Annotated in this window: 18 protein-coding genes and 1 tRNA gene; 8 read left to right on the top strand and 11 right to left on the bottom strand. The window is 62.4% G+C overall.

Translation table 11 applies throughout. The annotated features are described in order from the left end of the window. Window positions 1-17 precede the first annotated feature (17 nt). From ACXJ16_RS03635 to efp, 4 genes are all read right to left on the bottom strand, one after another. A tRNA-Leu gene (locus ACXJ16_RS03635) sits at window positions 18-101 on the bottom strand. A 76-nt stretch (window positions 102-177) separates the two neighbouring features. Continuing rightward, window positions 178-993 (bottom strand): inositol monophosphatase family protein, encoded by an 816-nt coding sequence (locus tag ACXJ16_RS03630; protein WP_054438714.1) that lies wholly within the window; start codon window positions 991-993, stop codon window positions 178-180. Between the two features lie 45 nt (window positions 994-1,038). Further along, on the bottom strand, window positions 1,039-1,443 hold the full coding sequence (locus tag ACXJ16_RS03625; RefSeq protein WP_324695638.1) for a hypothetical protein: 405 nt from the start codon (window positions 1,441-1,443) through the stop codon (window positions 1,039-1,041). Further along, window positions 1,443-2,006 (bottom strand): elongation factor P, encoded by a 564-nt coding sequence (gene efp / locus ACXJ16_RS03620; protein WP_054438718.1) that lies wholly within the window; start codon window positions 2,004-2,006, stop codon window positions 1,443-1,445. Before efp ends, ACXJ16_RS03625 begins: the two co-directional genes overlap by 1 nt. Before the next feature lie 105 nt (window positions 2,007-2,111). On the opposite strand from efp, the gene ACXJ16_RS03615 reads away from it, so the two are divergent. The 3 genes from ACXJ16_RS03615 to ACXJ16_RS03605 all read left to right on the top strand — a co-directional run bounded on the left by ACXJ16_RS03615 (window position 2,112) and on the right by ACXJ16_RS03605 (window position 3,988). Continuing rightward, the gene (locus ACXJ16_RS03615; protein WP_185997198.1) at window positions 2,112-2,549 is read left to right on the top strand and encodes a hypothetical protein; all 438 of its coding nucleotides are present in this window, start codon (window positions 2,112-2,114) and stop codon (window positions 2,547-2,549) included. 73 nt (window positions 2,550-2,622) lie between these two features. After that, window positions 2,623-3,435, top strand: a complete 813-nt coding sequence (locus ACXJ16_RS03610) for an SDR family NAD(P)-dependent oxidoreductase (RefSeq protein WP_185997197.1) — start codon at window positions 2,623-2,625, stop codon at window positions 3,433-3,435. Window positions 3,436-3,460: 25 nt separating this feature from the next. Further along, on the top strand, window positions 3,461-3,988 hold the full coding sequence (locus ACXJ16_RS03605) for a nuclear transport factor 2 family protein (RefSeq protein WP_324695642.1): 528 nt from the start codon (window positions 3,461-3,463) through the stop codon (window positions 3,986-3,988). A 57-nt stretch (window positions 3,989-4,045) separates the two neighbouring features. Here the strand turns inward: ACXJ16_RS03605 and ACXJ16_RS03600 are convergent, their stop codons facing one another. The 3 genes from ACXJ16_RS03600 to ACXJ16_RS03590 form a co-directional block, all read right to left on the bottom strand. Next, complete coding sequence (locus ACXJ16_RS03600) at window positions 4,046-4,849, bottom strand: SDR family NAD(P)-dependent oxidoreductase (RefSeq protein ID WP_054438725.1); 804 nt, start codon at window positions 4,847-4,849, stop codon at window positions 4,046-4,048. Window positions 4,850-4,958: 109 nt separating this feature from the next. Then, the gene (locus tag ACXJ16_RS03595; RefSeq protein WP_185997195.1) at window positions 4,959-5,879 is read right to left on the bottom strand and encodes an acyl-CoA dehydrogenase family protein; all 921 of its coding nucleotides are present in this window, start codon (window positions 5,877-5,879) and stop codon (window positions 4,959-4,961) included. After that, window positions 5,879-7,024 carry an acyl-CoA dehydrogenase family protein gene (locus tag ACXJ16_RS03590; protein ID WP_324695645.1) on the bottom strand — a complete coding sequence of 382 codons (1,146 nt, stop codon included), beginning with the start codon at window positions 7,022-7,024 and terminating at the stop codon, window positions 5,879-5,881. Before ACXJ16_RS03590 ends, ACXJ16_RS03595 begins: the two co-directional genes overlap by 1 nt. Before the next feature lie 178 nt (window positions 7,025-7,202). Between ACXJ16_RS03590 and ACXJ16_RS03585 the strand changes: the two genes are divergently transcribed. Continuing rightward, entirely contained in the window at window positions 7,203-7,730 is a 528-nt protein-coding gene (locus ACXJ16_RS03585) for a hypothetical protein (protein ID WP_463921290.1), read from the top strand. A 4-nt stretch (window positions 7,731-7,734) separates the two neighbouring features. Here ACXJ16_RS03585 and ACXJ16_RS03580 read toward each other — a convergent pair whose 3' ends face one another. Together ACXJ16_RS03580 and ACXJ16_RS03575 are read right to left on the bottom strand one after the other, a co-directional pair. After that, window positions 7,735-8,508 carry an SDR family NAD(P)-dependent oxidoreductase gene (locus tag ACXJ16_RS03580; RefSeq protein ID WP_324695649.1) on the bottom strand — a complete coding sequence of 258 codons (774 nt, stop codon included), beginning with the start codon at window positions 8,506-8,508 and terminating at the stop codon, window positions 7,735-7,737. Beyond that, the gene (locus ACXJ16_RS03575) at window positions 8,493-10,199 is read right to left on the bottom strand and encodes an FAD-binding protein (RefSeq protein ID WP_463921749.1); all 1,707 of its coding nucleotides are present in this window, start codon (window positions 10,197-10,199) and stop codon (window positions 8,493-8,495) included. The genes ACXJ16_RS03580 and ACXJ16_RS03575 overlap by 16 nt, the downstream gene beginning before the upstream one ends. A gap of 266 nt (window positions 10,200-10,465) precedes the next feature. Here ACXJ16_RS03575 and ACXJ16_RS03570 point away from each other — a divergent pair, with 266 nt between their 5' ends. From ACXJ16_RS03570 to ACXJ16_RS03555, 4 genes are all read left to right on the top strand, one after another. Then, window positions 10,466-10,780, top strand: coding sequence for a Rieske (2Fe-2S) protein (locus tag ACXJ16_RS03570; protein ID WP_054438736.1), 315 nt, complete (start codon window positions 10,466-10,468; stop codon window positions 10,778-10,780). A gap of 61 nt (window positions 10,781-10,841) precedes the next feature. Beyond that, on the top strand, window positions 10,842-12,038 hold the full coding sequence (locus ACXJ16_RS03565) for an acyl-CoA dehydrogenase family protein (RefSeq protein WP_054438739.1): 1,197 nt from the start codon (window positions 10,842-10,844) through the stop codon (window positions 12,036-12,038). 1 nt (window position 12,039) lies between these two features. Beyond that, complete coding sequence (locus ACXJ16_RS03560) at window positions 12,040-13,056, top strand: acyl-CoA dehydrogenase family protein (RefSeq protein ID WP_324695656.1); 1,017 nt, start codon at window positions 12,040-12,042, stop codon at window positions 13,054-13,056. Window positions 13,057-13,133: 77 nt separating this feature from the next. Next, window positions 13,134-14,078 (top strand): cation diffusion facilitator family transporter, encoded by a 945-nt coding sequence (locus ACXJ16_RS03555; protein WP_185997188.1) that lies wholly within the window; start codon window positions 13,134-13,136, stop codon window positions 14,076-14,078. 130 nt (window positions 14,079-14,208) lie between these two features. Here the strand turns inward: ACXJ16_RS03555 and ACXJ16_RS03550 are convergent, their stop codons facing one another. Then, window positions 14,209-14,580 (bottom strand): c-type cytochrome, encoded by a 372-nt coding sequence (locus tag ACXJ16_RS03550; protein WP_443478167.1) that lies wholly within the window; start codon window positions 14,578-14,580, stop codon window positions 14,209-14,211. A 109-nt stretch (window positions 14,581-14,689) separates the two neighbouring features. Beyond that, window positions 14,690-16,909 carry a catalase/peroxidase HPI gene (gene katG, locus ACXJ16_RS03545; RefSeq protein ID WP_463921288.1) on the bottom strand — a complete coding sequence of 740 codons (2,220 nt, stop codon included), beginning with the start codon at window positions 16,907-16,909 and terminating at the stop codon, window positions 14,690-14,692. Window positions 16,910-17,192 lie beyond the last annotated feature (283 nt).

Here is a 17,192-nt window from a genome sequence, read left to right as displayed (position 1 = left end):
GCTCGAAACTTGCGGTGTGGTGCCCCTGGCCCGACTCGAACGGGCACGCCTTGCGACAAACGATTTTGAGTCGTTCGCGTCTACCATTCCGCCACAGGGGCACTTTCGCATGGTGCAGCCGCTTCGCGCGACGCACCGACGCGGCAGGCTTTAGCCGCGCCTTGGCTTCGGCTCAAGTCACTTGAGCGCGTTTGCAAGGATCTTGTGGAGACGCGAGTGCAGCGCGTCGTTGCCGGCCAGGATTTCCTTGTCGCAATAAGGCTGCGAACGGCCCTTCCAGTCGGAAACGAAGCCACCGGCCTCACGCACGAGCAGGCACCCGGCCGCGGTATCCCACGGCTTGAGGTCGGCTTCCCAGAAGCCTTCGTAACGGCCCGCAGCAACCCACGCGAGGTCCAGCGCGGCAGAACCAAAGCGACGGATGCCGGCAACCTGCGGTGCGAGCGCGTGATAGATTCGGGTCCATTCGCCCGCATCGCCATGACCGGCGAAGGGAATGCCGGTCGCGATCACGCTTTCGTCAAGGTGGCGGCGCGACGAAACGCGCAGGCGCTTGTCCTGAAGCCAGGCGCCCCGGCTCTTCTCCGCCCAGTAGCTTTCGTCGGTCACCGGGTTGTAGATCAGGCCAGCGGTTACCTCGCCCCAGCCCTTTCCGTCGAGACGCGGCTCCTGCACGGCAATCGAAATCGCGAAGTGCGGAATACCGTGAAGGAAATTGGTCGTGCCGTCGAGCGGGTCGACGATGAAGCGCGGCTTGTCGGGATCGCCCTCGATCTCGCCGGCCTCCTCGAACAGGAAGCCCCATTCAGGCCGTGCGGCACGCAGTTCGTCCCAGATCGTGCGCTCCGAAGCCTGGTCAGCCTTCGAAACGAAGTCCGCCGGTCCCTTGCGCGAGACCTGAAGGTGCTCGATTTCGCCAAAGTCGCGGCGCAGGCGGCTGCCCGCCTTGCGGGCCGCTTTTTCCATGACGCGAATGAGACCGGAGATGGCCATAAAACTTACCTTGTCCTTCGAGTACCGGCCGAAGCCGGCCTGATTTTATCGGCCCTGCGGCGCGGGCTGCGTAGCGGGCTTGTAACCGCACAGTGCCACCATGGCGCTGAGCAGTTCGGTGGGATTGTCGCGATGGACCTTGCCGGGGTGCTCGGCGATAATCTTGTCCATCGATTCGCTGATCTTCTGAAGCGAATTGTTGTAGATGCAGCCCACCAGAGCGCCCTTGGCAGGCGCCTCTACCTTCTCGGACTGCAATCCGCTGATCAGCACCTTGAGATAGAGCATCGCGTTTTCCACTTCGGGAGAAGTGCCGGGATGCTCGGTCCCTGCAGCAGACGCCGCCTTGGCCGGAGCCTTGGCGGCGGCCTTCTTCGGCGCGGCGTAAGTCGGCGCGGCGAGCCCTGAAAACAGGGCCGCCACGGCCACGAAAGACGCCAGCCGGCGCATCAGTCAGCCTTCCTGACGTAGGACTTCTCGTAAACGTCCACAACGATGCGCGTGCCGCTTTCGATGTGCGGCGGCACCATCACGCGCACACCGTTGTCGAGCACGGCAGGCTTGTAGCTGGAAGAAGCGGTCTGCCCCTTCACCACGGCATCTGCCTCGACGATGACGGCTTCGACCTGTTCGGGAAGCTGGACCGAGATCGGACGCTCTTCCCAAAGCTCGAGAAGCACCTGCATGCCGTCCTGAAGGAAGGCTGCGGCATCGCCGAGAAGATCTGCGGGGAGCTGGATCTGCTCATAGGTTTCGATGTCCATGAACACCAGTTGGTCGCCCTCGACGTAAAGGAACTGGAAGTCCTTGGTGTCGAGACGGACCTTCTCGACCGTGTCGGCGCTGCGGAAGCGGACGTTGGTCTTGCGGCCGTCGATCAGGTTTTTCATCTCGACCTGCATGAACGCGCCGCCCTTGCCCGGCTGGGTGTGCTGCGTCTTGGCAACTTTCCAGATGCCCTTTTCGTATTCGAGGATATTGCCGGGACGAATGTCGACGCCGCTGATCTTCATGGGATGAACCTTAAGATGGGAAAGAGCCGGTGTACGGAAAGCATGGGCCCTTAGCCGAGGAGACTGCCTGTGGCAATTGGTTCGCGCCGATGCTAGCGGTTGGTCATGACCCGCGCCCTCCGCAACACGCCTTTTCTCGCCCTCGCCCTGGTATCTGGCGCTCCTGCCATCGCGCCCTTGCAGGCAAAATCGCCGCCCCCGCCGGTTCCGGGGGGACTTATCGGCACCATGGAACTTGGCCAATACAGCTGCGAGAAGGACGGAACTGCGGGCGGACCGGTCGGCATCCGCCTTCCGCAGTACGACTTCCGCGTGGTGAGCGCCTCGAACTACAAGACACCGGACGGCGTTCGAGGCAGCTACCTCATGACCGGTGACCGTGTCGTGATGACGGGCGGCGAACTCAAAGGCATGAGGATGCACCGCATGTCCAAAGGCTTCCTTCGCCTCACAGGGCCGGATGGCCAGGACAGCGACATGCGCTGTATCCTGACGCGCGGCGGCAGAGGCAATCTCAAGAACTCGGGCCAGCCCGACACCTGATCGCCCCTGCGGTTTGCCCGTTCCACGGATCCGACCTAGCTCCCGATATGGAGATGGATGACGGAGCGCTGCAATGGATCTCGGGCTTGCCGGAAAACTGGCCATTGTAACAGGCGCAACCGCCAATATCGGCCGCGCCATAGCTCTCGAACTCGCAAGCGAAAGGGCTGATCTCGTCCTTGTCGGCAGAGACGGGGATGCGGGCGCCAGGCTGGTGGAAGACTGCCTCTCCAGAGGCGCGGGCCGCGCGATCTTCGTCAGCGCGAACCTGCTCGATCCCGAGGCTCCGGCAAAAATTCTGGAATCCGCCGCAAATCTCGGCAACGTCGAAGTGCTTGTGAACAATGTCGGCGGCAACGTCGATCAGGGCTTCTTCGTCGATTCCGACCCTGGAAAGTGGATGGCGGACATCGACCTCAATTTCGGCACCGTCCTGCGCATGACCCACGCCGTCCTGCCCGGCATGATCGAACGCAAATCAGGTGCGGTGGTCAATGTCGGCTCCACCGCTGCGCTGGTCGGCGATTACATGCTGCCGGTCTATTCGGCAGCCAAGGGCGCGGTTCACAGCTTCACCGTGGTGCTTGCCAAGGAAGTGGGACAACACGGCATCCGCGTAAATGCCATAGCGCCATACGCGACGATTTCACGCGATCCCGCTGCTTTCAGCAAGGGCAGCCGGTTCCATCCCGATTCCGGCCTGTTCAGCGGCGGCGGCGCGTCCATCCGCGAGGAAGACAAGGCGCTGCGGCAGCGCCGCACTTTTGTGGGCCGTCCATTCGCGATGCCGGAGGAAATGGCCGGAATGGTTGCCTTCCTCGCGGGAAATCGCGCCAGCTTCATTACCGGGCAGGTCTATCCCATCGACGGGGGCGCCCTGCTCTGAACCATTTCCAGGGGGAGAAACAACGATGGCCATCGACGAGGCCGCACTTCAGGTCGTGATCGACAAGGAAGCCATCCGTGAGCTGGTGCTGCTCTACTCGCGCGCGATCGACCGGCAGGACATCGAGCTGCTCCGCGATCTCTACACCGAGGACGCAACGGACACGCACGGAGACAGCTTCGACGGCACGGCAGAGGACTATTGCCAGTTCATCGCACATGCCTTTCCGCACATGCCCTATTCCGGACACCACGTCTGCAACCATCTTATCGCGATCTATGGCGACGAAGCGAGCGGGGAGGTTTACGCGCTTGCCTGGCACCTTATCCAGGCACGCGACGGCACTCGGGAAGAGGACTTCATGGCCGTCCGCTATATCGACAATTATCACCGGTGCCCGGATGGAAAATGGCGATTTTCCAAGCGTGTCGTGACTTACGATTTCAAGCTGCGCCGGCCTTTCGACGGCGGCGGTCTGCTCGGTCAGGGACCTGACGATCCGAGCTACCGGACCTGCCTTCAGCCGCTGTTCGCACGCGGCGCCCGAACCTGAGACGCCCCAAGGCCTGCCTGCCCTTGACGGCAGGCAGGCCCGGAACGCCGTACCTCGTTACATCGAAGGCGCGTAACCGCCGTTGAGCGGGTATGTCTGCCCCGTGATCCACTCCGATGCATTCGAGCAAAGGAAAGTGACCAGCCCGGCTACATCGCTGGACTTGCCATATCGACGTATCGTGTAACGCGACAGCATAGCCTTGGCGTGATCGGACTGCATGACTTCGGCCAGCTGTTCCTCCGGCATGTCGGGCATCAGGGCTGACAGGGATACGGCATTGCAAGTGACCCCGTAGCGCCCCAGCTCCTTTGCGATCGACCGAACGAACCCCTGCGCGCCTGCTTTCGCCGAGGCGTAGACGGCGAGCTTGGGTTCACCGATGCGCCCGGAATCCGAGACTATGGTGACGATCCGTCCCCGCTTTGCCTCGACCATGTTGGGAACGAATGCAAAGCAGCAGTTGTATACTCCGTAGAGATTGGTGCGCAGGTAACGCTCCCAGTTCGCCGGGTCCTCCTCCCAGAAGTTCTGCGAGGGACGGATCGAAGCCGTCGGGCCGGCCATGCCCGCATTGTTCACAAGGATCGTGGCCGGGCCAAGCTTCGCCGTGATCGCGTCATTGGCTGCGCGCACCGCGTCAAGGTCGCCGACGTCGAACGGCACTGCCAGAGCCGGAACGCCAAGTGCGCGAATTTCCTCCGCAACCGCTTCCGCACGTTCCGGCACGAAGTCGTTCACTGCAATGCCGCCGGCATTGTGCCGTGCCAGTTCGAGCGCCGTCGCGCGTCCGGCATTCTGCCCGGCCCCCGTGACGATCGCGACTTGCCCGCCCAGATCGATCAGATCGCGTGCTTCCATGGTATCTTCCCCAAGTTTCTGTGTCGGAGCAGATTAGTACATGGCAGCCTTGCGGAAGCGACGGCCGCAACATCGATATCGCATCGACGGTTACGCCATCGCTGGCAGGCTATGAGCCCCAGAGCGCCTGGGCGGCAGCCATCCCCTGCGCGCCCCGTCCGCCCAGTTCCGCGGTCAGGAGCTTGAGGCGATAGGTCCACAAGTGCAGCGGATGCTCCAGCGTCATGCCCATGCCGCCAAGGAACTGGTGGTAATCGTAACAGACCCGTTTGGCCGCTTCCTGCGCGTGATGAAGCGCCATCGCCGCATCGGCCGCATCACCGCTCGCTGCCGCGCGCATCGCCATCCAGTAGGCGCTGTTGGTCAGCACCTGATCCTCGGCAAGGCGGTGCCGCATCCCCTGGAATGTCGCCAGCGCCCTGCCGAATTGCTTGCGTTCGGACACGTAAGTGACGGTAATCGCCAGCGCTCCGGCCAACAGCCCTGCCGCCTCTGCCGCAATGGCCACGCGCCAGGCACGCATCACATCCGAGACATCTGCATCGTGATGGACCATCGTATCCGGCAGCGCTTTAAGGAATGCTACCGGGTAAGCATAGAGCGTATCCTCCTGCGCCGCGCCGATCATCGCCTCCTCCGCGGTAAAACTGCGCACGCCTGAAGGCCCGACCATCACGACGGTAGCGCCCGGTCGCAGGAAACGCACCGGCCCATGGGTTCGACCTTCCTCGACCATGCAAATCGGACGCGGCAATTCGGGATCGATCAAGGGCCGCACCAACGCGGATACTGCCGCTTCCACCGCGAAGGGCAGGCGCGCCAGCTTCTCCACCACGAGCGCCGCGGTCACGGGGCCGAGTTCGTCCACCGCCATGACGTCCAGGAAGCCGTTCTCCGCGAGGGCTTCGTCCAGTTCATCGCTTTCGAGTGCCAGGGACACGTCATGCATCGGCACCGCCTGAAACGGCCGGGCGAGACTGTCGACAAAGTCGAGTACCTGGGTCTGGTCCTCATTGAGGGCAAGCTGCATCAGCGCGGTTCCCGGGGCAGATCCAGCACTTCGCTGGCAATGATGTTAAGCTGGATTTCAGCCGATCCGGCGGCAATGCCCGCAACGATTCCGCGCTGGTGGTGCATCTTGAGATAAGACGAGGCTCCCGCCAGCCCTTCTGGCAGGAACTCAATCACGAATTCGCAAACCGCCCTTTCGGCCATGACCGTGCCATAGCGCGCGGAACTGGATTCGGCGCCGATCGCGAGGCCATCGACCCGCTTCTGGACGACGGCGTAGTTCGCGGTTCCCGCAGCCTCGCAAAGGGCGGCGCAGCGGGCGGCTTCGATGCGGACGTATTCACGCGCAAACTCGCCCCGTTCTTTCAGCATCGCAACGGCACGGTCGAGCGCGGCACGGGCCAGCGTGAAGCGAGGAATGCCGAGCCGTTCATTGCGCAAGGAATAGGCGATGATTTCCCAGGCCTGCCCTTCATCTCCGAAACGCGCGGTTTCAGGGACCGTGACATCGTCGAAGAAGACCTCGTGGATATCGCCCTCACCAATCAGCGATGGAATCTGGCGTACCGTGATACCTGGTGTGTCCATGGGCACGAGGATGATCGTGATGCCCTTCTTCCTGTCGTCACTGGTGCGCGTCAGCAGGAAGCAGGTGTCGGCAAGGCCGGCATAGGATGTCCAGATCTTCTGGCCATTGATAACGTACCGCCCCTCGGTGCGAACTGCACGCGTCCGCAAGGCGGCGAGATCGGAACCGGCGTCAGGCTCCGAAAATCCCTGGCACCACAGCGATTCCCCGCGCGTGATGGGCTCGAGATAACGGGCTTTCTGCTCGGCAGTGCCATACTTTTCGAGCGTAGGGCCGATCCAGTTCACGTTCATGTACTGTCCGCCGCGCGGCTCTCCCGCGATCCACATTTCCTCGGCGAGGATCTGCTGCTCCCACGGACCAAGCCCTTCTCCGCCCATTTCGCGGGGCCAGTGCGGGAACAGAATGCCAGCCTCGGCCAGCTTCACGCAGAATTCGCGCGCGAACGCCGTCAGCGCCGGCGATGCGGGGCCATGCTCGGAGAACTTCTCCCAGTCTTCAGGGAGATTGGCGTGGAGGAAGTCCCGGATCTTGTGCCGGAAGGCGTCCTGTTCCTCGGTCCATTCGAACTGCATGGCATCCTTCCCTGTTCTCCTCCCGGCGTTACCCAGCGTACTTCCCGCCCACAAGGCTGGGCCCAACGCCCCGGCGAAAACCGCAATCCGTCGGTTCCGGTTGACCGCGGCGGCATACCGGGAGCAACATGGAGCCACGGGGCAGTTGGGCCAGCAGGGCCGAACAAGGGAAATCGCCATGCCCAGATTACATGCCTTCGCCTTGCTCACAGCAGCGCTTGCACTCGTCCCTCCAGCAAGCGCGCAGCCCGGGAGCTATCCGACGGACGGGTGGCCGAAGGACGTGAAAGCTACCGCTCTCACCAGCGCCCAGATCGACCCTCTGATGCGCGCGGCAGGTTATTCGAAGTCCGGCAACGCCTGGCGCGGGTGCGGCGGTTCAACGAGCGTCACCCGCGAAGCGGTCGAACTGCGCGACCTCAATGGCGACGGCCGCCCCGAGGCGATCGTCGTTGCCGATGGCACGGAATGTTTCGGAGCGGCAGGCACCGGCTTCCAGCTTCTGCGCCCGGTACCCGGAGGCTGGAAAATCATGACCGACCAGACCGGCGTCGCCACTTTCCTGAACACCCGCGGAGCGGACGGCTATCCCGACTTTGAGATCGGCGGTCCCGGCTTCTGCTTCCCGGTCACGCGCTGGATCGGCACCGAATATCGCGTGGTACGGTTTGCTTACGAAGGCAAGGCCTGCAAACCTCCTGGCTGACCCCCTATTGCCGTACTGCGCCGATCGCTGCCGGCGAAAGATAGCGCGTAGTCGAGATGCCTCCATCCACGGCAATAGTCTGGCCATTGACGAAACCCGCCGCGTCGGAGGCAAGGAAGGCGACCATGTTGCCGATGTCGGCAGCAGTACAGTCTCGCTGGAGCGGGGTCAGTTCATGATTGGTGCGCCGGAAGAAATCGAGATTCCAGAAGGCATCGGTCATCTCCGTCCGCACCACTGTTGGCGCCACGTAGTTTGAACGAATTCCGCGTGGCCCATATTCGGCCGCCATGGTTTGCATAAGGCCGATCTGCCCTGCCTTTACCGTGGAATAGGCTCCCCCGCCCGGCGTGCCATACAGCCCCCAGGTGGACCCGATGAAGAGGATGGAGCTTCCCTCCCCCATGATGGCCAGAGCCTCGCGGCAAAGCCGGAAAGGCGCGCGAAGCGAGATCCCCAGAACTTCATCGAGCATCTCGTCCGTCGTCTTGTCGACCGGCCCGAAGTTGAACGATCCGGCATTGTTCACCAGCACATCCAGCCGGCCGAACTTCTCCACCGCTGCATCGACGATGAGGCGCGGGGCCTCTCTCGAAGTGGCATCGATGGCGACGAAATCGAACTCTACCGTGCCTGAGAGCGCATCCTTAAGCGCCTGAAGCTTGCCTGCGTTACGCCCCGTGCCAAGAACGCTCATGCCCTGTTCTCCGAGCGCGCGCACGATGGCCTCCCCAATGCCGCCTGCCGCCCCGGTGACGATTGCTACCCTGCCTTGCATTCCGATCGCTCCCCTTCGCAAGATGAACCGGATGCCTTGCGCAGATTGTCCGCACGCTCCGCAATGTCGTTCGCGGCGACGTAGCCGAAGGTCATCGCCGGCCCGATGGTCGCTCCTGCCCCCGGATAGGTATCGCCAAACGGCGTCCCCGAATTGTTGCCGGCGGCGTAGAGCCCTGCGATCGGCAGCCCCGCACCATCCAGAACGCGGGCCCGCGCATCGCATCGCAGCCCACCCTTGGTGCCGAGATCACCATTGTTGATAGGCACTGCGTAGAAAGGTGCCTTGTCGATAGGGCCGATGTTGGGATTGGGCTGGGACACAGGGTCGCCGAACATCCGGTCGTAGGCGTTCATCCCGCGTCCGAATTCAGGATCGACACCGGTCTTCGCATAAACGTTCATCCGGGCAATCGTGTCCTGCACCGCGGTTACCGGGAGGCCGATCTTGTGACAGAGCTGCTCGATGGTATCGGCACGGAAGACGTAGTGGTCCCACCAATCCGCCGGAACCTTGTGCTCGGCCGTGTGGACCGTGGGCATCAGACCGCCCGCGCTGAACTTGCGCCGAAACTTGGAGTCGAAAATCAGCCAGCACGGGCAATTCGCCCCGCTTTCACGCTGATCGCGCACCATGGCCTGCCCGAACTGGTCGTATCCGCAAGCTTCGTCAACGAAACGGACGCCGTTACGGTTGACGACCACACTCCACGGTCGTCCCACGTCGAAGGCCGCCTGATGGATTTCGTGGAAGTTGGAAGCCCCCTTCATCGGCAGGGTCATGGTCGGTATCCACCAGCCCTGTTCGGTATGCTCCGTCGAAGCGCCGACAGCTTCGGCGGCGATCAGTGCTTCGCCGCGATTGCCGTCTTCCGGGGTGGACGAATGACGCGTCAGCCCGGGGACCGGATAGAAACGGTCTCGCAGAGTCTGGTTCCATTCGAATCCGCCGGCCGCCAGCACCACTCCGTATCGTGCCTGGACCGGATAGCGCCGCCCGAAACAGGAAAGCTCAACGCCCGTCACCCCGCCGCTTTTATCGATGATGAGGCTTTCAAGGCTCGTTTCGAGGCGCAATTCCACACCGCGCGCGAAGACCTGCTCGTAAGTCGCCCCCATCAGCGCCGCACCCTGAGTGAACCGGCGGTCCCTGTGCGAAACCTTGCGGGTGCCCCGGTCCAGCCAATAGCGCCCGATCATCTTGCCAGCGACCCGGCGCCAGCCCTTCGACTGCATCATGAGTGCGAAAGTCTCGGTAAGGTCCATCGCATATCGACCGAACAGCTTGAAGCGGTTGTACTGCTCCCTCATCAATGCGTAGCGACCGTCGCCGAGCCGCCGTCCATCGAAAGTCGGCACGATCACGGAACGATCCGCGCGTGCGCCGGGCCTGTCCGGAAAATAATCCGGCCAGGCCGCGGCCATCAGGTCGACGCCTGTACTCCTGAGATATCGGAGCATCTCCGGCGCCTCTTCCACGTAGGCTTCCAGCCGTTCGCGATTGACCGGCACCCCGATCGTCGCCCCCAGATATTCCAGGGCTGCCTCGCGGCTGTCGCCATGCGCACCGTCAAGCCCATGATTGGGTATCCACATGACACCGCCGGATGCGGCCGACGTGCCGCCGAACTTGTGCGCCTTTTCGACGATCAGCACCTTCATGCCGTTGTCGGCACTGCGCAGCGCAGCCATAGCTCCCGCCGCTCCCGATCCGACCACTACGACATCGAAGCTTTCACCCCACGACACCTGCATTTCTCCCGCCGCTTTCTGTTCTTATCGCCCGAACGCGATCAAGGCCCTGCCCCCCGCCTTATCGCGTCGGCGGCTTGCCCGAGAAATGACCGCCAAGGTACAGCGAGTTGCTTGGCCCTGCTGTGCCTGCCCGTGCCCTTGCCTCGCATCGGCAGGACAAGCAGGTGGCGAACTGAAAAACGATACCAGACACTGGGAAAACGATGACCGAAAAGAGCTTTGTCGCCGTGGCGAAAGTCGAAGACGTACCTCCCGGCGGAAAGCTGGTGGTCGAAGTGAACGGCGTCAGTGTGATCCTGTGCAACACGCTCGATCGGGTGTTCGCGGTCCGGAACCTGTGCAGCCATGCCTACGAGACGCTCGAATGCGGCCGACTGCGCAATGGCTGGATCTCCTGCCCGGTTCACGGTGCGCGCTTCGATCTCGAAACCGGCGACCCGATCAATCCACCCGCGACGATGCCGATCCAGACTTACGAGGTCCGCATCGTGGGCGATACGATAGAAGTGCTTGCCTGATATCGCACGAGCGGGATGCCCCCGTCTGGACGCCCGGCGGCACGCTGGGCAAGGAACGGACATGAGCGAAACACCCGATCTCGACCAACTCGACCTCGAAGGACTCCGGGCCGAAGTCCGCGCCTTCCTCGCTGCCGACGCGCCATCCGGTTGGCGAGAGGCCAGCGCCACGCAGGAAGATTTCGTCCGCACCCAGCGTGACTGGTTCGGGAAACTGGTAAAGGCCGGCTATGCGATCCCGCATTGGCCCGCCGCGTTTCCGGGCGGCGGGCGCTCGCTTTCGGAACAGAAGGTCATTTACGAGGAACTGGCTCGCGCGGATTGTCCGCGCCTGCTGCTTTCCTTCGTATCGACGTACCACGCTTTCGCCACTCTGCACGAATGCGGCAGCGCCGAGCAGCAGGCCAGGTATCTTCCACGAATCCTGGAAGGCGAGACATGGTGTCAGGGCTTCTCCGAGCCCGGAGCCGGATCGGATCTCGCCGCGATCAAGACACGCGCCGAACGCAAGGGCGACGTCTACGTGGTCAATGGCCAGAAAGTCTGGTCGACGATGGCCCAGTTCGCTGACAAGTGCCTGCTGCTTGTCCGTACCTCGTCGGATGGTCCCAAGCAGGCTGGCATCACATACCTGCTGATGGACATGAAAATGCCCGGCGTCTCGGTTCGGCCGATCCACCAGATCCAAGGCGACGAGGAATTTGCCGAGATCTTCCTCGACAACGTGGAAATTCCCGTATCGGAACGCGTGGGTGAAGAAGGCAAGGGTTGGGCCGTGGCGCAGGCCACGCTGGCTTCCGAACGGGGCCTTACGCTGATGGAACTGTCCTACCGGATGCGCGGTGCGCTTTCGCGCGTTGCCCGCCTCATCCGCGATCACAGCCACGAAGACGATCGCGGCATCCTGCGCGATTTCGGCGCGCTGGTGACGCAAGTGGATGCCGTCTGCGCCTTAGCGGACCAGTTTCTCGACAACCGCATCAACGGGATCGAGCGCATGGGCGACGCATCCATCGTCAAAAACGCCTACTCGCGGGCTCTGAGGGCCTATTCGCTGCTGGGCCTGCGCCTTGGCGGTATCGAGGAACAGTACATCGCGCCGATCACCTTCGGAGATCTCAACACCGGCAACTGGATGGCGGATTACATGAACTCGTTCGCCTGGACCATCGCCGGCGGCAGCGAGGAAGTGCAGCGCAACATCATCGCCGAACGCATGCTCGACATGCCGCGTGAACCCAAAGGATGGGTGGCCTGACATGATCGAACTGAACGAACTGACCGACGCCGCCCAGAAGGCGTTCCCGGCGGACAAGCTCTCTCCCGAACGTGACGAGAGCTGGAATCTGGCAGCCGAAATGGGCTGGCTCATGGTGCGCCTGCCCGAGGATGACGGCGGGCTTGGTCTCGGCCGTGAAGCTTCGACGGCGCTCCACCTCGAAATGGGCCGCATTCTGGCTGCCATGCCGCTCATTCCCGCTCAACTGGGCCTTCAGGCCGTGGCTGCGAGTGAGAGCTTCGAAGATCGTACCGAATGGCTAGAGCGGTTGTCCTCCGGGGATTATGCCCCCCTGAACATGCTTCCCGCACGCCTCGTGCAAAACCCCGACGGCACCGTATCCGGCACGATCAGCGGGGTCTTCGAGGCCGACATGGCAGTGGCCGTGGTGGTACGACTGCCAAATGGCTATGCGCTGGTCCCGCTCGACGCGCAGGGGGTCAGCCGGGTCGAACGCCCGATCTGGGATCCCGGCAGGCGGATTTTCGATGTGGTACTGGAAAGCTATTCGCCAGCATCCTCGCTCATGCTCACCGATGCCGATACGGCCAGTTCGCTGCATGACCTGCTTTCCGCCGAAGCGCAGATCGCACTCGCGGCGGATTGCCTCGGAGGCGCCAATGCCGTGCTCGACATGACTGTCGAGTACATGAAGATGCGGCGCCAGTTCGACCGACCGATCGCCATGTTCCAGGCCCTCAAGCACCGTGCCGCCGACATGAAGACCAGGATCGTCCTTGCCGAAGCACTGCTTCGCAGCCGGGTGCGCGATGAACATGCCAGCGTAACCGACCTTGCTTCGGCGAAATCTCTGGCGGTCGAGGCCTATCGTTTCGTGACCGAGGAATCGATCCAGCTCCACGGCGGAATTGGCCTCACAGAGGAGCATCAGTGCCATCTCTTCATGAAGCGCGCTATGCTCAACGCGCAGCTTTGCGGTTCCACGGACTTGTGGAACGAGCGGCGCGGCAGGACTGCTTTCGCCCAGCTGTCCTGAAAACGCCCAGCCGGGGGAAACGTTCGCAGGCGTGAACCGTTGGTCCTTCTGGAATTCCCGAAGGACCCAGCCCCACGATGACCGAGCCGCATGGCGTCGCCGCCCACATCAAGCAGAACGTGGTGCTTTACGGCGCATTGGCCGCAAATCTCGGGATCGCTGTCGCCAAGTTCGCGGCGGCGGCGATCAGTGGCTCGTCTTCGATGCTTACCGAGGGCGTCCATTCGTTGGTGGACAGCGGCAACCAGGTCCTGCTTCTCTATGGCCAGAAGCGCGCCAGCCGCAAAGCCGATGCATCGCACCCCTTCGGTTACGGGCGAGAGCTCTATTTCTGGGCGTTCGTGGTCGCCATCCTGATCTTCGCGGTCGGCGCAGGTGTCTCGATCTACGAGGGCCTGCTGCATATTCAGACCCCGAACCCTATCGAAGACCCCAGCCTCAATTACCTCGTTCTCGGCATAGCGTTCGCAATGGAAGGGGCGTCATGGGCGATTGCCGTTCGCGAATTCAACCGCAGCCGCGGTGAGCAGACATGGTGGCAGGCGATCCACCGCAGCAAGGATCCTCCGGGATTCATCGTATTGTTCGAGGACAGCGCCGCACTGATAGGCCTCATCATCGCAGCGCTGGGCGTCTGGGCCAGCGTCCATTTCCAGGATGCGCGGATCGACGGCATTGCCTCGGTCATGATCGGTTTGGTTCTGGCCGGGGTCGCCGTGCTGCTTGCCCGCGAATCCAAGGGCCTGCTGATCGGCGAAGCAGCGGACCCGCATCTGATCGGCAGACTACGGGCAGTGCTGGACGGGCACGACCGGATCGACGCCGTGAACCACATCCGCACCATCCACACGAGCCCTCAGGCAATCTTCGTCGCCATCAGCGCAGACTTCGCCGACGATCTGCGAATGGGCGAAGCGGAAACCCTGATCGAGGAACTGGAGTGCCAGATGAAGGCCCTCTCCCCCTGGATCACTTCGATCTACATCCGCCCCGAAAAGCGTGCGGATGCCATGGTCTGGTAAACCGGATCGGCGCGGGATTCCGAATAGGGATGATGTCGGCGCCCTTCTGCAGCGGCTTAAAGCACGCTGATCCGCGCTGCCGAGCAGCAGGCTCCATTCCCTGCGGCGCGCCAAATGGCATCCGTTCCCGCTACTTCAGCGTGACCAGATACTCGATCACCTGTTTGCGCTTGGCGGGGTCAGGAATGCCTGCGAACGACATTTTCGTGCCGGGAACCATCTTCTGCGGCGAGGCAAGCCAGCTGTCGAGAGTGGTGCGATCCCAGGTCAGACGCGAGCCCCTTAGTGAGGCACTGAAGGCGTAATCGGACTGGCTCGCCGCCTTGCGACCCGCCACGCCGTGCAGGTTCGGGCCATAGGAGGTCTTGCCCGCTTCGGTCGCGTGGCAGACCGCGCAATTGGCAAAGGCCGCCGGGCGCGGCGCGGCGTTTTCGGCAGAGCCGGGAACGGCCATCACGGCAGCGGCCAGAACCGCGATCCCCACCGCGGACAGGGACATCATCTTCACGAAAAAAATCAATCCAATTCATAGGACTGGCGCCCCTTATCTGCGGATAAGGCGGCAAGCCAGGACAAAGGCGGCGCCGTATCACCGGCGCCGCCTCAAGGCATCAGAACCTGTCCAGGTTCATTACCTTGCCCCAAGCCGTCACGAAGTCGTTCACGAACATCTGCTGTGCGTCGTCGGAAGCGTAAGCCTCGGACACGGCGCGCAGTTCGGAATTCGATCCGAACACAAGATCGACGGGGCTGGCCGTCCACCGCAGCTTGCCGCTGGTCCTGTCATAGCCCTCGTAGACGCCCGAAGCCTTGGCGGACTTCTGCCACTTCGTGCCCATGTCGAGCAGGTTGACGAAGAAATCGTTGGACAGCGTACCCGGCTTCGCCGTCAATACACCATTCGGCGAATGGCCGGCGTTCGCATCCAGCGCGCGCATGCCTCCTACCAGAACGGCCATCTGCGGCACCGTCAACTCAAGCTGGTTGGCCTTGTCGACAAGCATCTCTGCCGGTGAATGTTCGCTGTCCACTCCATAGTAGTTGCGGAAACCGTCGGCGCGAGGACGCAGGTAACCATAGGACTTCACGTCGGTCTGCGTCTGTGACGCATCGACACGCCCCGGCGTGAACGGCACCGCCACGGTGTATCCCGCCTTCGCTGCAGCCTGTTCGACTGCGGCATTACCGCCCAGCACGATCAGGTCTGCCATCGAGACCTGCCTGCCCTCCTTGGCCGAGGCGTTGAATTCGTTTCGGACGCGTTCAAGCCTGGCCAGCACTTTCGCCAACTCGGCCGGATCGTTGACCGCCCATCCCTTCGCGGGATCGAGGCGCAAGCGCCCTCCGTTAGGCCCTCCGCGCATGTCGGTAGCGCGGAACGTCGCCGCCGAAGCCCAGGCCGCCTTGACCAGTTCACGCGGAGCGATACCGGAAGCAAGGATCTTGGCCTTGAGAGCAGCAACATCCGTTGAATCGATCGCGGTATAGCCAGCCTTTGGCAGCGGGTCCTGCCATGCAAAGCTTTCCTGCGGAGCTTCAGCCCCCAGATAACGTGCCGACGGCCCCATATCGCGGTGTGTCAGCTTGAACCATGCGCGGGCGAAAGCCTGTGCGAACAGTTCAGGATTTTCGCGCCAACGCGTGGTGATTGCGCGAAAACCCGGATCTTCCTTCATCGCAATGTCGGTCGTGAACATGATCGGCGCATGGCGAACGTCCGGCCGGTGCGCATCAGGTACGAGCTGACCGGCGCTTGCATCGCTCGGTATCCATTGCGTGGCGCCTGCCGGGCTCTTGGTCTTCACCCAATCGAATCCGTAGAGATTGTCGAGATACTGGGTCGTGAACTTCACGGGATCGACGGACCAGGCACCTTCAAGCCCGCTGGTGACGGTATCTTCGGCATTGCCCTTGCCGCATTTGTTGGCCCAGCCAAGTCCTTGCTGCTCGACCGGGGCGCCTGACGGATCGGCGCCCACGCATTCCTGCGGATTGTGTGCGCCATGTGCCTTGCCGAAGGTATGCCCGCCTGCAATCAGCGCTGCGGTTTCCTCGTCATCCATGGCCATGCGGCCAAAGGCGAGCCGAATGTCAGCCGCCGCCGCAAGCGGATCGGGATTGCCGTTAGGCCCTTCGGGATTGACATAGATGAGCCCCATCTGCGTCGCGGCGAGTGGCCCCTTCAGCCCTCCCTTGCCGTCCCTGCGCTCATCGCCGAGCCATTTGCGCTCGGGGCCCCAGAACACGATGTCGGGCTCCCAACTGTCCACCCGGCCGCCGGCGAAACCCAGGGTCTTGAAGCCCATGTCTTCAAGAGCAACGTTACCTGTCAGGACCATGAGATCGCCCCAGGAAATCTTGCGCCCGTACTTCTGCTTGATGGGCCAGATGAGGCGCCGGGCCTTGTCGAGGCTGACATTGTCGGGCCAGGCATTGAGCGGATCGAAACGCTGCTCGCCGCCTGCACCACCTCCGCGACCGTCGCCAACACGATAAGTGCCCGCACTGTGCCAAGCCATGCGGATGAAGAAGGGGCCGTAATGGCCATAATCGGCCGGCCACCAGGCCTGCGAGGTCGTCAGCGTCTTGCGGATGTCTGCCTTGACGGCATCAAGGTCCAACGATGCGAATTCCCGGGCATAGTCGAAATCGGAACCATAAGGGTTCGAAGCCGGGTCATGCTGGCGGAGCGGTGAAAGATCGAGCCGATCCGGCCACCAGTCCTTGTTGGACATTGGCCTCGCTCCCTCAGCGGTCACGGTGGGGGAAGAAGATGCCTTGGCTGTTTCCTCTGCATGCACCGTTCCACAAGTCAGAGGAAATGCAGCCATGGCGAGCAAATGCGCTTAGCCTAGTCGGTATTCTGGTCATGGGTTTCTCCACCTGCTTGATCGAACGCTGTTGGAGACCCCGGATAGTGGCGTGGCCGATTTCGAAAAAACCGGACAATTCAATTATTGTGATCGCTATTGACGATGAAAAAATAGTTAAACGCAAACGCGAAACAAAGCAGCGACCGTTTTATGCCGCATTTTTCACAATGCGGCAGATCTCGAGCCGCAGCGCAGCAAAAAAAGGCCCCCGCATTTCTGCAGAGGCCCTTCCGTTTCAGTC

This window comes from Novosphingobium sp. TK71 (assembly GCF_055361505.1).
Note: the sequence above shows the minus strand (reverse complement) of the source record. Positions and strands in the feature narration are given on the sequence as shown.

Coding starts and splice junctions, on each gene's coding strand:
- ACXJ16_RS03630 (WP_054438714.1), bottom strand. CDS start 993: ATGGCCATCTCCGGTCTCATTCGCGTCATGGAAAAAGCGGCCCGCAAG.
- ACXJ16_RS03625 (WP_324695638.1), bottom strand. CDS start 1,443: ATGCGCCGGCTGGCGTCTTTCGTGGCCGTGGCGGCCCTGTTTTCAGGG.
- efp (WP_054438718.1), bottom strand. CDS start 2,006: ATGAAGATCAGCGGCGTCGACATTCGTCCCGGCAATATCCTCGAATAC.
- ACXJ16_RS03615 (WP_185997198.1), top strand. CDS start 2,112: ATGACCCGCGCCCTCCGCAACACGCCTTTTCTCGCCCTCGCCCTGGTA.
- ACXJ16_RS03610 (WP_185997197.1), top strand. CDS start 2,623: ATGGATCTCGGGCTTGCCGGAAAACTGGCCATTGTAACAGGCGCAACC.
- ACXJ16_RS03605 (WP_324695642.1), top strand. CDS start 3,461: ATGGCCATCGACGAGGCCGCACTTCAGGTCGTGATCGACAAGGAAGCC.
- ACXJ16_RS03600 (WP_054438725.1), bottom strand. CDS start 4,849: ATGGAAGCACGCGATCTGATCGATCTGGGCGGGCAAGTCGCGATCGTC.
- ACXJ16_RS03595 (WP_185997195.1), bottom strand. CDS start 5,879: ATGCAGCTTGCCCTCAATGAGGACCAGACCCAGGTACTCGACTTTGTC.
- ACXJ16_RS03590 (WP_324695645.1), bottom strand. CDS start 7,024: ATGCAGTTCGAATGGACCGAGGAACAGGACGCCTTCCGGCACAAGATC.
- ACXJ16_RS03585 (WP_463921290.1), top strand. CDS start 7,203: ATGCCCAGATTACATGCCTTCGCCTTGCTCACAGCAGCGCTTGCACTC.
- ACXJ16_RS03580 (WP_324695649.1), bottom strand. CDS start 8,508: ATGCAAGGCAGGGTAGCAATCGTCACCGGGGCGGCAGGCGGCATTGGG.
- ACXJ16_RS03575 (WP_463921749.1), bottom strand. CDS start 10,199: ATGGCTGCGCTGCGCAGTGCCGACAACGGCATGAAGGTGCTGATCGTC.
- ACXJ16_RS03570 (WP_054438736.1), top strand. CDS start 10,466: ATGACCGAAAAGAGCTTTGTCGCCGTGGCGAAAGTCGAAGACGTACCT.
- ACXJ16_RS03565 (WP_054438739.1), top strand. CDS start 10,842: ATGAGCGAAACACCCGATCTCGACCAACTCGACCTCGAAGGACTCCGG.
- ACXJ16_RS03560 (WP_324695656.1), top strand. CDS start 12,040: ATGATCGAACTGAACGAACTGACCGACGCCGCCCAGAAGGCGTTCCCG.
- ACXJ16_RS03555 (WP_185997188.1), top strand. CDS start 13,134: ATGACCGAGCCGCATGGCGTCGCCGCCCACATCAAGCAGAACGTGGTG.
- ACXJ16_RS03550 (WP_443478167.1), bottom strand. CDS start 14,580: ATGATGTCCCTGTCCGCGGTGGGGATCGCGGTTCTGGCCGCTGCCGTG.
- katG (WP_463921288.1), bottom strand. CDS start 16,909: ATGGCTGCATTTCCTCTGACTTGTGGAACGGTGCATGCAGAGGAAACA.